The sequence below is a fragment of the Streptomyces sp. MJM8645 genome, assembly GCF_001625365.1.
Classification (GTDB): domain Bacteria; phylum Actinomycetota; class Actinomycetes; order Streptomycetales; family Streptomycetaceae; genus Kitasatospora.
In genome coordinates, this window is record NZ_LJJF01000001.1 from 5,264,673 (window position 1) to 5,281,502 (window position 16,830).

The window sequence follows — 16,830 nt, forward strand, 5'->3', positions numbered from 1 at the left end:
CAGGCCCGGTACGAGCTCAGGACGCGCAGCTCAGGAGCGCGGCGGAGCGGGCAGCACGGCTGTCCGCAGGGCCGGGACGGGCCACTGCTGGGACTCCCTGAAGTGGCAGTCGTACAGCTGGAGCTGGTTGCCGTTCACGGCCTGCCACCCCGGGAGGTCCAGGCAGCGGCCCGAGAACGGGTGGTACAGCGCGTTGTTGGCGAGCGGAATCCACTTCTGCGGGTCCGTGCCGTCGCAGAGGTGGTACTCCACCTTCGTGTAGTTGTCCTTTCCGGCGTTCACCGGCGCCATGCAGCCGCCCAGCACGCGGACGGTGCCGTCGTTGCCGAGCGAGAACTGCTGCGAGGCGTCACCGTGGCAGCCCCACAGCTGGATCGCGGCGCCGTTGGCCGTACCGAAGCCGTTGTCGTCGATGCACATGTTCGCGTCGACGCCCGACCTGATGACACCACTGGTGCCAGGCGCGGTGGGGGCCACCGCGAAGGGGTAGACGGCGGTGCTGCTGATGCTGCCGTCGAAGGACGGGCTCGGCTGGTCGTTCTGCTTGTAGCGGCCCAACACGAACGGGCCGGACGGTGCGGAGCTCTCGGCGGCCGAGTGGTAGCCCGTTCCGGCGAGAACCCCGTCCACGTACAGCGACATCAGCCCGGTTCTGCTGTTGTACGAGGCCGTGAGCTGGGTCCAGACGCCGACCCGGGAGTTCACGTTCGCGTTGGTGGTGCTCGTGTAGTGGAACGGCCATCCGCCGCCGTCGGTCCAGCTCAGCGCGAACCGCCAGGCCCCGGTGCCGCCGTCGTTGTAGAGCATGAAGTCGGTGGCGTGGTTTGCGGTCTGGGCGGCGACGACGCCGCCTGCCGGGCCGGACTTCACCCAGGTCGAGACGGTGAAGCTCTTACGGGTGTCGACCACCGGACCTTGCGTGGTGATGTTCGAGCCGTTGCCCGGGCTGAAGCCCGCGACCGTGGTGCCCTTCCCACCCACGTTGTCCCAGCCCCAGTTGACGCCGGAGGCGGTGCCGTTGGCCTTGCCCTGGCCGTCGTTGACGGTGTTGCCGCCGTCGGGCGCGGCCAGCCAGCTGGCGATCGGGCGGTCGAGGTTGCCGAGGACGACCGGATCCTTCTCCAGACCGGTCACCGTCGGCCCGCTGTTGACGTCGGACGCCTTGGTGCCGATGCCGGCCCAGGCGACCAGTTGGTTGTTGGTGTCGACGGCCCAGAGGTCCGGGATGCCGTCGCCCGTGACGTCGCCGTTGGAGCCGACCTTCGGGTACAGCCTGTGGTCGATGTCGCTGGCCAGCAAACCCTTTGTGGGGTCGGTGAACCCGGAGGTGTCGAAGGTGCCAGGAGTGCTGCCCTTGGCCAACTGGTAGGCGTGGATGGTTCCGTCGTTCCTGGACCGGCCCCACAGCGTGGGCAGGTTCGTTCCCTTGGTCGGGCCGGGCGTGATCAGGTCGTAGGAGTCCCAGGCCTGGCTCTGCGACAGCAGGATGGCTGGGCCGTCGAGCTTGCCCACGCTCGTCGACAGCGCGAGCCAGAGCCGGCCCTTCTCGACGTAGAGCAGCGACGAACGTGGCAGGCCGACCAGCGTCGTGCCCGGGTTCTTGGGAGTGTCACCGTTCGGGGAACCGAACGCCGCGATTTGGGTGACCGCAGACCAGTCGCTTCTGTTCTCGTAGTCCGCGCACGCGATCGGGGTGCCGTCAGGGAGCCCACACCGGCGGGACTTGGACACCGAGATGGGTGCCTGGCCGTCAAGGTGGGCGGCGATGTCGTCGTTGGCGTAGAGGTAGAGCTCTGCGGCGCCGGGGGTGTGCGCGACCAGGTCGTCGACGTTCCGCTCGGTGAACGAACCCCGGTGGGTGATCTGGACGGTGCTCCAGTCAGTGGTGCCGGGGGCGGAGACGGGCTTGGCGTTCGGTGCGGAGTACGGGTCGGCGTTCGCCCCGATCATGCGCAGGGCGCCGGTGCCGTCCGGCAGAAGGATGTCGGCCTTACGGTCGGCGTCGATGTCGCCCATGAGCGGCGCAGGGGCATCGGGGTTGCTCGGGACGTAGTAGGTGTAGGCGACCGGCTGTGACATGTTGCCGGCGTTGTCCTGTGTCTGCAGGTAGAGGAAGTTGGTCCCCCAGTGCCACGGGGTGTACGTCAGCTGGAAGCTGCCGTCGCCGTTCATCTTGACGACGTTGCCGCCGTCGGTGCAGTTCCAGCCGGTGGCCGCAGCCTGGACGGGGTCGGTCGTCCAGCGGGCGCAGGCCAGGCCGGAGGAGCGGCCGCCGGTGGCCGGAGCCGGATCGGTGCCGGTCAGGGTGAAGACGCCCTCCTGGCCGACGAGCTTCGGGTGGCCGCCGAGCGTGCCGGACTCGGGGAAGTCCGTCGAGGCGACTCGTGCGGTCGGCGGGGTCCGGTCGATGCGCAGGAAGCACATCTGGCTGTTGTCGCTGGTGAGCGTCCCGTCGGTGGTGGCGGCGAACCAGCCGTACTGGTGACCATCGATCAGCGAGCCGACGTTCACGTTCTTGCGGCCCCAACCCGATGTCCAGCCGGTCTCGTAGAGCTTCGAGGAACCGTTGTCGTCGTCGTCCCAGATCTTGAACGTGGTCCAGAGCTGCTCGTTGGTCGGCGACCAGGTGTCCACGCTCAGGTTGATGTCGGTGTTGATGCCGAGCCAGCCCGGGTTGTCCCACGGGTGAGCGGTGCCAGGAGTCTGGCACTGGTCGTAGGCCGCGTCCCGGGCGAATCCCGGGGTCGGGCTGATGACCGGGGTGCCGATGCGGGGCGTGAAGTCGTAGGTGACGACGATGTGCGGGTTGTTGGCGAACCGCTGGCGGTAGAACTTGTAGTTCTCGTTGTCGGGCGCGAACAGGAAGGTCCAGCCGCTCCAGTGCTCGCGCGCCGCCTGCGCCATCTGGCTGTAGACGTTGAACTCGATGCCGCCGGCCCCCTGCATCCAGGTCATGCCGACCTTGGAGCAGTTCGAAAGCTCAGGGCAGGGCTGTGCCTCCCAGCGAGTCCACTGGTTGATCGGGTTGTTGGTGCCCGACCCGGTCGAGTAGAGGCCCATCGGCGTGGAGGTGGAAGGGCTCGACGACTGCGCGACGGTGGCGTAGAGCGTGGCGCTCTGTACGGCCGAATCCCAGAACGCCGAGTTCAGACCGACCTGGAAGTAGGCCCGCTCGCGGCCCTCCTTCTCGCAGCGGTTGGCCGCGTCGATGTACCCGCAGTAGCCGGCTGCGGGTTTGTCCTGGCCGTACTGGGTGCCGTTGTACTCCGGGGTCCTGGGGTAGGCCTCCTGGACCTGCGCCCAGGCCTGGGCGCCGTTGTCGACGCTGGGGTTCCAACCCGGGTCGAGGTACCAGGGGCCGGTGCCCTGACCGAGCACCGAGGCGTCCGGCACCAGGTCGATGCCGCTGCCACTCACGCTGGTGGCCATCGGCGCCGTCCTGGCGTTGGCACCGGGCCCCTTGCTGCTGGACTCGACCGGTACCGGCGTGTTGTCTGCGGGGGCCGCTGTGGCGGCCTTGCCCTGGGCTTCGGTCCGGGGCGCCGCACCGGGTGTGGGTGCGGTCGCTGGGGTGGAGTCCCACATCGCCGGTGCCGGAGCGGTGAAGCGAGGCTTGCCGGACACGTCCTCGGCCGTCAGGTTGCCGACGGCATCCGCCTTGACCGTCAACCCGTCGGCGACGATGTCCAGGTGCAGGTTCTTGATCTTCGGGTTGGTCGCGGCCTGGGCGGTGCGGACGATCAGGACCTGGCGCCAGCCGCCGGCGGTGGTGGCGCTCATCTCCAGATCGACGTCGGGCAGGACGGAGCGGTAGAGCGCGCTGTTCCCGTTGATCTCCGGCTTCGGCAGGTCGAACGGGGCCTTGAGTGACAGCTTCTTGCCGTCTGCTGTCGCCATGGTGGCCAGCGGTCCGCTGCCGCCGCCGGAGAGGGTCAGGGCGGAGGGGACGGCCGTCGGCGCGAGTGTGCCGTCCGGGTTGGTCCGGAGGGTCGCGTCCACGGCGCGCCAGGTGCCGTCGGCGTTCTTGACCCGCTCCGCGACCGAGGTGGAGTCGCTGGTCAGTGTGCCGTCCGGGTTGGCGGAGGTCTGGCTGCTGCCCGTGGTCAGTGCGTCGACGATGACGGGCTTCCCGGTGTTCTTCGCCTTGACCTGGGCCGCTCGTATCGCCTCGGCCTGCGCTGACCGGGGGTCGGTCGGGCCGCCCTTGGCTGGAGGCGCCGGATGGGGTGGCCAGGAGGTGTCGGCGGGGCCGTGGTTGCGGTCGGGGGGAGCCGCGAACGCGATGCTCGGCTCCGCCAGCAGGCCGGCACCGAGGGAGAGCGCGGCCGTGCAGGCGAGCGGCAGAAAGGCTGCGCCGAATGTCCGGCTTTTCATAGTTCGCTTGGAAGCTGAAAGGGATGGAGGTTGTGGCCTCGGCATGAAGAACCTGTCGTCTTTGGTGATGTGAGTAGAGGTCAGCCGCACGCTGCCTTCACGCCTGTTCGACTGTCAAAGCATTTTGTCGACAAGGTGTCCGAGTTGTCTGAGGTGGTGGCACATTGCTCTCCGAGTGACATGGATCACGCGGAGTAATTTTAAGATTTCCATACTGTTGATTGGTCGTGTGCCCCTAAAGTGCCGGTGGCCTGGGCTGACGTGGTCGGCCCGCTTCAAGGTTCGGCAATGTGTGGGGGAGTCAATTGTCTCGTCACTTCCGCCTGTTCAACCGCTCGAGAAGTTCGCGGCTGGCCGCGATGGCCGCCCTGGCCGTCTGCATGTCGGTGGTGACGCTCCCCTCGGTCGAGGCGGTCGCCAGCACCGCCGACCCCCCGAAGGTCTGGGTGCCGCCGAACACGCCAGTGCCGGAGACCCTCCCGGTGAAGGGCTCAAACGCCAAGGCCTCAGGCCGTACGCCCGACCCCGGAAAGAAGTGGTCGCCGCCGGCCGACTCCAGTCCACCGTCCGGCAGAGCCATCGCCACGCTCGACGGCGCGGGTGCCAAGGCGACTGCGGCGTCGGCCTCCAATGACGCGCTGGCCCCGACAGCCGCTTCCACGGGCGCGGTCCAGGCCGGCTCGCTACCTGTCTGGATCGCGCCATCCGCCGGCGCCCAACAGGCCCCCCGGAACGCCCCGTCGGCCCCGGCCGCCAAGGGCGGAGCCCCGACCCTCCAGGTCGACCTCGCCGACCAGGGCCTCGCGACGGCCGCCGGCGTGAACGGCGCCCTGGTCGCCCTCAGCGACACCGGCGAGGGCGGCGGAGCCGGGCGGGTCCAGGTCGGGATCGATGTCCAGCCCTGGGCGAAGAACGCCGGCGCCAACTGGGCCTCGCGGGCCCGGCTCGTCCAGTTGCCCGGGTGTGCCCTGACGACCCCGGGCGCCCCCGGCTGCACCTCGCGGACCCCCGTACCGTCCCACCGGGACGAGGCCACGGGCCGGTTGGTGGCCGAGGTCGACGTCCCGCAGCCGACTGCCGACGTCGCTTCCAAGTCCTTCGCCGCCGGCGCCTTCGGGAGTCCAGCAGCGAACACGTCCGCGGTGGCGCTCGCAGCCGAGGCGGCCCCCAAGGGCAGCGGCGGTGACTTCACCGCCTCGCCGATCACCCCGTCCGCCTCCTGGCAGGCGGGCGCCAACGCGGGCAACTTCACCTACGGCTACACCGTCGAGCTGCCCTCCGCACTGGCGGGCCCGGCTCCCGATGTCTCGCTCGGCTACGACTCCTCCGCCGTGGACGGCAAGACCGCTTCCACCAACGCCCAGCCGTCCTGGATCGGCGAGGGCTGGGAATGGCACCCGGGTTCCATCGTCCGCGGCTACAAGGGATGCAAGGACGCCGGGATCGACAAGTCGGGCGACCAGTGCTGGGGCGGCGACCTGCTCCAGCTCTCGCTCGCCGGCCACGCCGGCCAGTTGGTCAAGGACGACGACTCCTGTGAGTGGCATCTGCAGGGCGAGGACGGTACCAAGGTCGAGCGGCTGACCGGGCAGGCCAACGGTGCCTGGAACGGCGAAGCCTGGCGGATCACCACCGTCGACGGCACTCAGTACTACTTCGGCGCGAACCACCTGCCCGGCGGCGACGGCACCGACCAGGCCGGCAACTCGGTCTCCACCGTGCCGATCTACTGGCCAGGTGGCCAGGACCCGTGCCTGAAGGGCGGCTCACCGGCCACCAACTCCTGGTCCCAGATGGGCTGGCAGTGGTCGCTCGACTACGTCGTCGACCCGCACCAGAACCTGATCACCTACCGGTACGAGCAGGAGCAGAACTCCTACGTCCAGGGCGGCGGCCAGAACAACGGCAACGGCCCTCGGACCAAGTACCAGCGCGCGAGCTACCCGGTCTGGGTGGGCTACGGCCAGCGGCTGCCCGATCAGATCGCCGCCAAGGGCAAGGCCAACCCGGCCGCCCAGGTGTGGTTCCGCACCGCCGAGCGCTGCCTGCCGAACGGCACGACCACCTGCGACCCGTCGCAGCGGACCAAGGCCAATGCCAAGTCCTGGCCGGACACACCGATCGACCAGACCTGCGACGCGACCGGCGACTGCACCGTCTACTCGCCCACGTTCTGGACCACCAAGCGTCTCACGACGATCGACACCGAGGTCTGGACCGGCACCTCCTACCGCCCCGTCGACTCCTTCGCCCTCAAGCAGTCCTTCCAGGACCCGGGTGACGGCACCTCCCCGTCGCTGTGGCTGGACTCGGTCCAGCGCACCGGCAGCAACGACCGTACGCCGCTCACCCTTCCGGCGGTCTCGTTCCAGCCGCTGCAGATCGCCAACCGCGTCAAGGGCCAGATCGTCCGGCCGGACGGCACCTCGGCCTCGATCGAGCCGTACAACCGTCCGCGTATCCAGACGATCACCACCGAGACCGGTGGCCTGATCAACGTCGTCTACCGGACCGCCGAGTGCTCGCGCGAAGCGGGCGGGAAGATGCCGTCCTCCGAGGACGGCAACACGATGGCCTGCATGCCGGTCAAGTGGTACCTGCCCGGGCAGAGCGCGCCGGAGCCGGTGAACGACTGGTTCAACAAGATCGTCGTGCAGTCCGTGACCCAGGAGGACTCGGTCGCCGGCGGCCAGCCCGCGGTCGTCACGGACTACGTCTACGGCGGCGGCGCGGCCTGGCACCGCAACGACTCCGAGATGGCCGACCCCAAGACCCGTACCTGGGACCAGTTCCGCGGGTACGCGACGGTCACGACCCTCACCGGTAGCGGCAGCGACGTCGAGCCGCCGCGCACCAAGACGGTCGCCACGTTCCTGCGCGGCATGGACGGCGACGTCCGTGCCAACGGAACCGCGCGCCAAGTGTCCGTGACCGACGTCCACGGCGGCACCATCAAGGACGAGAACGTCCTGGTCGGCTACATCCGCGACTCCACCAACTACAACGGGGAGAACGGAGCGGTCCTCTCCACCACGGTCTCCGACCCGTGGCTGGGTCCGGTCACGGCCACCCGCAAGCAGTCCAGTGGCATGCCGCCGATCACCGCCCGGGCCGTCAACGCGGCCAAGGTGACCAACCGGGAGAAGCTGGCCAACGGCTGGCGCACGAGCGAGCGCTCCACCACGTACGACTCGACACCCGTCGCCCGCCCGTTGACCGTCAACGACAACGGCGACCTGGCCCACCCCGAGCAACTGCTCTGTACCTCCTTCACCTACGCCGGCGGCCCGAACGGCGCGGTGACGCAGCTCGCCTCGCGCACCCTGGTCCTCAAGGGCGCCTGCGGTCGGACCGCGACGAAGGACAACACCGTCGCCGACACCCGGGCGTACTTCGACGGCCTGCCCCTCGGCAAGTCCGGCGCCAAGTCCGAGCAGACCGCCACCGAGGTCCTGGAGCGTTACGACACCGCCGGCCAGCCGGTCTACCGGGCCACCGCGCGGGCGAGCTTCGACGCTTACGGCCGCGTGATCAGCACCGTCGACCCGAGTCGCACCGACGCTGCTCACCCGACCGGCGCGGAGACCAAGACCGCGTACTCCCCGGCCACCGGTCAGCTGCCGACCCAGGTCACCCACACCAACCCGATGGGCTGGCAGACCGTCAGCACTTTGGACGTGGGCCGTGGTTCGCCACTCAAGATCAAGGACGAGAACGGCCGCATCAGCGAGCAGGACTTCGACTCCCTCGGCCGCGCGACCGCGGGCTGGAGCCCGGGCAACGACCGCAGTAGTTTTCCGGACCGCCCGAACCGAAGGTTCTCCTACTCGGTCAACGGCACGAACGCGCCCTCGCAGGTGCTCACCCAGGCGCTGATGGGCGACCTGAAGACCTACACCTCCAGCTTCACCATCTACGACGGCCTCGGTCGCGTCCGCCAGACCCAGGCCAGTACCCCGTCGGGCGCCACCGGCCGCATGATCACCGATGCGCTGTTCGACTCGCAGGGTCGGCAGACCAAGACCAGCGCCGCCTACTACAACGACCAGGAGCAGCCCAGCGGCCAGCTCTTCCTGCCCAACGGCGGAGTGAACCCAGACCACAAGATCCCCTCTCAGACCGTCCAGATATTCGACGGCGCGGGCCGGGTCACCGACTCGATTTTCCAGTCCTATGGCGTCGAGCAGTGGCGCACCCACACCGACTTCCTCGGCGCAGACGAGGTCCGCACCACCCCGCCTGCCGGAGGCTATGCGTCCGCGACCGTCAAGGACGCCCGCGGCAACACGCTCGCGCTGCGCCAGTACAAGGCCAACACCCCGACCGGCGCGTACGACGAGACCACCTACGGCTACACGCCGGAAGGCAGGGAAGCCTGGCGCAAGGACGCGGCCGGGAACCTCTGGACGTACGAGTACGACCTGCTGGGCCGCCCGGTGAAGTCCACCGACCCTGACTCAGGCACCGGCACCACCAGCTACGACGACGCCAAGAACCTCGTCACCGCGACGGACTCTCGGGGAAAGAGCGCCACCACCGTCACCGACCTGCTCGGCCGCACCGTCGCGGCCTACGAGGGCGCGGTGACCGATCCGGCCAAGCAGGTCGGGGTCTGGACGTACGACACCCTTGCCAAGGGCAAGCCGACCTCCTCGACCCGCTATGCCGGCGGTGCTAGCGGGGCGGCGTACAAGTCGGAGATCACCGGTTACGACATTGGATACCGGGAACTCGGCACCAAGAGCACTATCCCTGCGGTTGAGGGTGGCCTCGCGGGCACTTACCAGACCGACAACACCTACGACGATGCCGGCACGCTGGCGAGCACGCTGATGCCGGCTGTAGCCGGCATGGGCCGGGAGACACTCAGCTTCACCACAGACAGCGTCGGGCAGTTCGTCGGCCTGACCAGCGTCTTCGGGTACGAGCCGTCCACGGCCTTCGTGGCCGACGTCCGCTACGACCCGTACGGCCGGCCGTACCGGACCACCGTGGGCGGCGCCGGCGCGCAGGTCGTCTCCACCATGATCATTGACAACGCCACCGGCCGGGTCACCCGTTCACTGCTCGACAAGCAGAACGCCCCTCTCTCACACGTCGACGCGATCGACTACACCTACAACCCGATGGGTCAGGTCACCTCGGCCCGCAATGCGCAGGACGGCCTGGTCGCCGACCTGCAATGCTTCACCCACGACTACCTTGGCCGGCTCACCCAGGCCTGGACCGACAACGGCACCCAGACCACCCGTCCACAGCCGAGCGTCCCCGGCGTCGGCGCCTGCGCCAACACCGATGGCCCGTCCATGAACGGTGGCACGTCGAGCGTCGGCGGTCCGGCCCCGTACTGGCAGCAGTACGAGTACGACCTCATCGGCAACCGCACCAAGCTGGTCCAGAAGGACGTCAACGGCGACACCGGCAAGGATGTCACCACCACCCAGACGTTCGGCGCCGGCCCCAACACCCCGTCCTCCGACCCGAAGACGGGCGGCGGCACCGGCGGTCCGCACGCGCTGATGAAGTCCACCCGGACCGGTCCGGCTGGCGCCGGGGTGACCTCGTACACCTACGACGCCGCAGGCAACACCGCCTCGATCACCGACACCCCAGGCACCAGGAACCTGACCTGGAACGCCCAGGGCAAGCTCGACCAGATCACCGGCACCGGCCAGAGCGGCGCCACCAGCTACCTGTACGACCTGTCCGGAAACCAGCTGATCCGCCGCGACCCGGGCAAGACCACGCTCAACCTGGGCGCGGACCAGCTGACCCTCGACACCAACACCGGAGCGGTCACCAACGTCCGCAGCTACGCGGCGCCCAACGGCCTCTCCATCACCCGCACCACCACCAACGGCACGTCCACGCTCGCCTACCAGGGTTCCGACCCACACGGCACCAACGGCGTGCAGTTCGACTCCTATGACCTTGCCCAGGTCCGCCGTCCCACCGACCCGTTCGGCAACGAACGCGGCACCCAGCCGGATGCGGGCGTCTGGGCCGGCGACAAGGGCTTCGTCGGCGGCACCAAGGAGAAGGCCACCGGCTTCACCCTCCTCGGTGCCCGTGAGTACGACCCCAAGACGGGCCGCTTCATCAGTCCCGACCCCATCACGGTCGCCAGCGATCCCCAGCAGTGGAACGCCTACTCGTACGCCAACAACAGCCCGATCAACAAATCGGACGCCAACGGCCTGAGGCCCACGTGTGACACCCCGGCCGAGTGCAACGGTCTAGCCGCCGAGAAGGACGACGGCCACGGCTACTCCTACATCACCCCGGCGACCTGGTCGCCCAGCACCCTGGCCTCGCTGCCCAAGCCCACAGCGCAGGAGCAGACCGCGAAGAGTCGGATGGACGCCGCCGACAAGGTCGTGAACGAGGCCAAGCACAAGCGCGATGAGCTCGTGCACAAGGTGGTCGACCTGGTCGGCGATCTGATCGGTTTCAACGACGCTCGCGACTGCTTCACCAAGGGCGACGTGATGAGCTGCATCAACACTGCGCTCAACGTGGTGCCCTGGGGCAAGATCCTCAAAGCCGTGAAGGCCGGCATCCAAGCGCTGAAGATCTACAAGGAGATCAACAAGGCCTACGACGCCATCAGGGCAGGTGAACGCACTGCCAGGGAGGCCGAAGCCGCCTACGTCACCGCCAGAACCGCAGCAGCGGAAGCTCGAGCGGCTGAGAAGGCAGCAGCCAAGGCGGCAGAAGAAAAAGTAGCAAGAGAGACGGCAACCGACGCGGCGGGAACGGAGAGTAAGGCCGCGGCCAAGGAAGCCGACGAAACCCCTGTCAGTTGCCGCAACAGCTTCCCCACCGGCACCAAGGTGCTGATGGGCGACGGCAGTCTCAAGTCCATCGACGACATCCACGAGGGCGACGTCGTCATGGCCACTGACCCCCAGACCGGCGAGACCCGCCCGGAGACGGTCACCGCCACCATCCTGACCCCCGACGACAAGGACTTCACCGACCTCACCCTCACCGACGACGCGGCCCCCCGAGGCCCGCCGGCGGACCACCAGTCGAAGATCACCTCGACTCACCACCACCCCTACTGGAGCGAAACCCGCCAGCAGTGGGTCGACGCCGGCGAACTCACCCCCGGCGAACACCTCCGCCAGCCCGACGGCACCACCCTCACCATCCAGTCCATCCGCAACTACCCCTACGCCGTCACCACCCACAACCTGACGGTCAACCAGCTCCACACGTACTATGTGCTCGCGGGCGCCGCTCCGGTCCTCGTTCACAATTGTGGGGAAACGGCCAGTGGTGCGGCGGGAGGAGCTGATGAGGCGGCGCAAGAAGCTCAGGAAACTGTGCTTCATGGGCCATTCCACCGCCTCTCGGGTGGGAGTACTCAGACCACGGAAACCCTCTCACTTGTTGAAGCGTCTGGCGAGTTGTGGGGGAATCCGTCGAGGATCTTCTGGCCAGAGGAGGGAATTGTTCAGGCGTGGCGTGGGCCGCTTCCCGAGAATGCTCCTCCAGGGAGTTTCGAGTTCTATACCACGGTCCACCCTTATTCCGCGCGAAATACTCTCCCAAGGCAGGCGTGGTGGCCAGCTAGCTTGCGCGGAGTGAGTTCGGCAAATGGAGGCGATGTGGCAAAGATACCAGTTATGGTATCCCGATCCGTGAGGCAGTAATGATTCCATTGGGGTTGGAAAGCTGGATTCCATCCAGGCCTCAGATGTGCGCTCAACTAAATATTGACAGGGGGGAGATCGAGGCTCTTGGCGGCTCTGTCGAGTCTCCCGTTGGAGATATTGGGGAGACAGAGATATCCGTCTTTGTCCTGAAGTCCGGGAGGATTGTTGCGCTAGTGAGGATCGCCGGGAATCCTGTTTCTGGATATACGCTAATGCTTAATGAGGGTGGTGACTCTAGCGAGGTGCTTCGGGAGTTCTTGGAGGAATCCGAGATCGACTCAAGTTTGGTGACATGGGTGCCCGATCTCCAATGAATGAGTCGTTGCATGGGTTGGCTCTCTGGAACTCAGGCGCCTGATATGTGGCGCAAGCAGTGAAATCGAACGCGTATGAAGCCCTCCCTGGAGTCCAGGGAGGGCTTCATGGCGTCTTGACGGCAGTAGTTGACGGCTCTGACGGCAACAGGGGTGGACAACAACGCGCTTCCACGAACGTTGACCGGTAGATTGCAGCTCATCTGCGAAAATGCAGTCAGGAAGGGGTCGCCTACCATACGTACTATGTGCTCGCAGGTACGACTCTGATACTTTTCCACAATTGTGGTCCGGTTGAGAACAACCAGCCAGAGAAGCTGTCGATGGAGATGCTCGAGGCAGACTTCTCAGGTATTTCCCATGCTGCTGTGAGAGCAGGTGTCTTTAGTGAATCTATTTCGGCCAGCGGTCGCCATATCTGGTCGGTGGACACGGCTGGCACTCTCCGGATAGCACCCGCGATGCCGGGTATCAAACACCCTATCCTGACCGAGGGAAGGGCAGTGGTTGGGGCGGGTGAAGCTCACATCAACGCACGTGGAATCGTCGAGTACATCAACAATCACACCGGGCACTACACGCCCTGCCAGGCATGCTCTGAAGAGTTCCTAATGAATGGCGTGCGCGCGTTCGAGGGGGCTGGAGTTCCAGTTCTTCGTCGGAGAATTACGAATCTGGGAGGTAAGTAGTGGACGTCACTCGACGAGATTTTCTCGACTTTTGCGCCCTAGAGCCCGATGAGCGCAACGGCTGGCTGCGAACTAGGTTTCCAGGAGGCACACCTATCCACTGGTGGTTCTTTGTGATCGAATCACTGGAATCTCAGCTCAGCCGCTTTTCGGAGACTCTGCCAGAGGACCGTGAGCAGGCGCTGACGCGCGGCATTGAGACGGCAGTCTTTGCGGCGTCAATAGGTGACATTTCCGCGGCTAGGAGCGTCGTGTTGATCGCAGGGCTATTGGTGCGGGCATCGCTACTCAAGGGGGTGGTGGATCTTCCCATCGAGGGCAAGGTCGAAAACGTGATCAGGTTGGCATTGGGCGCCATCTCGTTGTCGCCGGAGGCGGCTCTGGCTGCGGCTGATCGAAGGAGTGAGGAGGCGCGAAATCTGGAAGAGTCCGTCCAGTGGTCCGGAACTCCGACGATGCAATCCGAATTGCCTGAGGACGACGAAATATTCCGCTTGGTTGAAATCGAAGAGATGCTGGTGGCTCTTAGGCCTCTGTCGGATCTGACGGTTGACCCCGACCTGCGTCTCCAGGTTGGTATTTGGTTCAATCTCGAGGAGCGTTTCAGATTGGGTGATGCCGCATCAGGTGAGGTGCTTCGCAGGTGGAAGGAGAGGAGGGGCGAATAGGAGGGCGGATCATTTCGGGTGGGGCAATGTCATCACCATGAAGATTCGGCTCAGGTGGGCATAGCCTGTCAAGTCGTCGACAAATGCAGCAACTGTAGCCAGGCGCCTCTCCGGATCACGATCCGTGGGGCGCCTGGCCGTTCTGGCGGCAGCATGTGCGGCTGCCGGCGCGCGGAACCGACAGTATCGAAGAGGTGCAGCTCGAACTCCTGGGGCGCGCCCGTCGGGTCGTGGCCCCCGGAGCCAAGGAGCTATCGACCCCCGAGTGCCGGTGCCTTGCCTGCTGGCTGACCGAAGCTCTGACCGGCGAGCTTCGGATCGCCGAGTCGCGCGGCGAACGTATCCCCGGCCCGCCCGAGAACCCCGACTCCTGACAACCGGTAGATTGCCGTCCACCCGCGAATACGCAGCCAGAAAGGGGGGCTTCTACCACGCATACTATGTGCTGGCGGGCGCCATGCCGGTCCTGGTTAACAATTGCGATCTTGCCGAAATGGCGGATGATCACCGGAGCAAGGCAAATAGCGACCTCGGCGTTAAGGCGGGCAAAAATATCGCCGTAGCGCGGGTGCGTTCGATGGGTCGAATGATTTCATGACGGTGACGAGCGGGAAGCGTGCAGCGTCTCACTCCTGAATCCAAGGGCACGATAGATCTGTACTCTGAGCGCATCGTCGCCCGAGCTGCGAAGGTCTAATGGGTCAGTCCCCAAAGGCGTTTTCCTGGAGTCCAAATCAGTATTTTTACGGGAGCCGGCTGATGCTTTCTATCTCGAATATCGCTGCGACCGTGAGGCGGATTGCCCCTGGTTCCGTCGCGGGGATGACCAATGCAGAAATTGACCGCGTCCGCGACCTGTGGGGCATTCAGGGGGTCCCTGAGCGGCATGGGGAGTTCCTGTCCCTTATGGGGTGTGGTGCTGGCGGGATCCTCCGTGGAACCGGTGCCTTCTTCCCTGTAATCCTCGGTATGAGGCGAGCAGTCGATGATTTTTTCTCCGATAATCACGGAGGGGTGGATCTGCCTGATGGTGCTGTTGTATTTGCCATGCATCAGGGGTGTCAGGTCTATTGGATGGAGTTGACATCCCTGCAAGATCCTCCCGCCTCTCTCTGCATGGAAGGGGAGGCTGCTCCAATGGTCCGCTGGGAGTCTTTTGCGGAATTCCTGAACTCTGAATACGTGAACACCTGTCCGGAATTTTGATTCACTTTGCCAATCCCGTTGGTTCGTGGGGCTTACGGTCCCGGATCCCGTTTCGCAATCCGAGCGCACCCTGCGCTGCTGTGTGTGGGGGACTTCCACAAGGCTTTGCCTGGATGCGGTAGCAGAGCGTCGATCGTGCTGCAACGCGATCGAACATTAGCCCCGTCGGGTGACGGCGGTTTCCAGGGGTCGTTGTAATGCGTGGTTAGTTGATCAAGTCGCGATCAGTTTATTGAGGCGCTCGGCTAGGGTTTCCCAGCCGAGCGTCTTGCGTGGGCCGCCGTAGAGTTCGGCAGCGACGTGGGCCAGGTGTTCCGGGCCGTGGACGGCCAGGTCCGTGCCCTTCGGGAAGTACTGCTGCAGCAGGCCGTTCGTGTTCTCGTTCGAGCCTCGCTGCCACAGACTGGCGGGATCGCAGAAGTAGACCGGGATGTCGGTGGCGACCGTGAGCGAGCTGTGGGCGGCCATCTCGGCACCCTGGGGTCCCAGGTCAGCGGGCGGACCAGGTGGTTGGCCGAGAGCACGATGGCGTCTCGTTGTAGGCGGAGCCGGACGTGGGCGCAGACGGTGGCGGTGACGCCGATGTGGGCGTGGTCAAGCAACTCCTCGATGACGACGAGCTCGGCGCCTTGGTTGAAGAGAAGGATGGCGAACTCCCCCGAGGGCACGGCAAGATCGGTTGCGGCACCATTGAGGTGGTCCCGCGGTGGCGATCGCCGTGATGTGTGCCGTTGAGCCATTCAGAACGAGGGGTTATGGGTAATCCGGCCGGATCCGCAGCGCGGGTCCTCCATGAGTTCCGTACGCGCGGCTCCCTGTCCGTCGAGAGCGAGACCGAGGCGGACTGGGAAGATCGGCCGACTCGGGCCACGCCCGCACTGGTGCTGCTGCTCGCGACGAAAATCCTTCTCCAACTGAGGCGCGAGGCCGGCGAGGAGTTCCCGGTGGAGGCGCCCGCGCTCGCCGCGCGCGGTCTCGGCAGGGACGAGGCCGGCACGATGGTCGCGGCCCTGGTCGGGGATCTCTCCGCTGTCCGGGTCGGGCGCGGCGAGGGCCTGTTCTCCCTGCGGAACACCCTTGTCCTGCTGACGGTTCTGCTGGACGCCGGGGCTGTGCGCGAGAGCGAGGTGACCGCGCTGCTCCAGGCTGCGGAGGAGACCGCGGACGAGTTCCTCCGTGCCGAGGATCCGTTCCGCCCGGCGGGTCGGGGCGTGGATGTCGGTCCGTGGGACGTGAGCGAACGCGGCTGGCAGGGGACGGACCTCATCGACCTCAGAGGGCTCAGGGTTCCCCGGGAACCGGGCGTCAGGATCGAGCTGAACAGGGCGCCGTCCGGTGATCTCGTGGAGGCCGTCGTCGTGAAGGGTCGCCAGGCGGGGCTTCAACTCCAGGCGTATCACGCCACCCGGCCGGATGCCTGGGAAAGGGCACGTGAACGTCTGGCGGCCGGTGTCCTGGCGACGGGGGGCGAGGTCCGTGCCTGGGCGGGCCGGGCTGGGGTGGAGCTCAGGTGCGAGGTCTCCGTGGAGAAGGGGCCGGGTGTCAGGGGAGTGTCCGTCAACCGAGTGCTCGGCTGCGACGGCCCGGGCTGGTTGCTGAGGGGGATCGTGACCGGCGAAGGAGGCGCTGCCGAGACCCGTGACGAGTGGGCGTACGAGTTCTTCGAACGGATCGTGGTGGTTCCCTCCTTCCGGCCGCCTTCCGCCGCGTTCTTGTCGCCGAGCGGATTCGTCGGCCTGCAGCCGGTCTCGGACAATCAGCCGATCCCGTTGCGTCGACCCGACTGATCCGACCGCGCGGTCGTGTCGCGCAGCGTCGTCGGGCCGTCACCCGGGTAGGACTGTGGTCGTCCTGACCAGGCGTTGCCGAGACATCGCAGGAGCCGCGAGTGGCCGCTTATCTCGACCGTGACGGAGCC

The 16,830-nt window shown here is 66.4% G+C and carries 6 protein-coding genes and 2 pseudogenes; 5 read left to right on the plus strand and 3 right to left on the minus strand.

The window, feature by feature from the left end:
* Window positions 1–30: 30 nt before the first annotated feature.
* Window positions 31–4,374 carry a ricin-type beta-trefoil lectin domain protein gene (locus A6F73_RS22655; RefSeq protein WP_063349457.1) on the minus strand — a complete coding sequence of 1,448 codons (4,344 nt, stop codon included), beginning with the start codon at window positions 4,372–4,374 and terminating at the stop codon, window positions 31–33.
* Between the two features lie 359 nt (window positions 4,375–4,733).
* Between A6F73_RS22655 and A6F73_RS22665 the strand changes: the two genes are divergently transcribed.
* From A6F73_RS22665 to A6F73_RS41595, 4 genes are all read left to right on the plus strand, one after another.
* A complete protein-coding gene (locus A6F73_RS22665) occupies window positions 4,734–12,032 on the plus strand; it encodes an RHS repeat-associated core domain-containing protein (protein WP_159398513.1) in 7,299 nt (2,432 codons plus the stop codon).
* 640 nt (window positions 12,033–12,672) lie between these two features.
* On the plus strand, window positions 12,673–13,038 hold the full coding sequence (locus A6F73_RS41590) for a hypothetical protein (RefSeq protein ID WP_159398514.1): 366 nt from the start codon (window positions 12,673–12,675) through the stop codon (window positions 13,036–13,038).
* Between the two features lie 113 nt (window positions 13,039–13,151).
* A complete protein-coding gene (locus tag A6F73_RS22670) occupies window positions 13,152–13,706 on the plus strand; it encodes a hypothetical protein (RefSeq protein ID WP_063349460.1) in 555 nt (184 codons plus the stop codon).
* Between the two features lie 822 nt (window positions 13,707–14,528).
* Window positions 14,529–14,912, plus strand: coding sequence for an SMI1/KNR4 family protein (locus tag A6F73_RS41595; RefSeq protein WP_159398515.1), 384 nt, complete (start codon window positions 14,529–14,531; stop codon window positions 14,910–14,912).
* Between the two features lie 213 nt (window positions 14,913–15,125).
* Here the strand turns inward: A6F73_RS41595 and A6F73_RS22680 are convergent.
* Together A6F73_RS22680 and A6F73_RS44095 are read right to left on the minus strand one after the other, a co-directional pair.
* Window positions 15,126–15,406 (minus strand): annotated as a pseudogene (locus A6F73_RS22680) (IS30 family transposase); the annotation flags it as partial.
* A gap of 30 nt (window positions 15,407–15,436) precedes the next feature.
* Window positions 15,437–15,556: pseudogene (locus A6F73_RS44095) on the minus strand (integrase); the annotation flags it as partial.
* 237 nt (window positions 15,557–15,793) lie between these two features.
* Between A6F73_RS44095 and A6F73_RS22685 the strand changes: the two are divergent.
* A complete protein-coding gene (locus A6F73_RS22685) occupies window positions 15,794–16,699 on the plus strand; it encodes a DUF3710 domain-containing protein (RefSeq protein WP_159398516.1) in 906 nt (301 codons plus the stop codon).
* Window positions 16,700–16,830 lie beyond the last annotated feature (131 nt).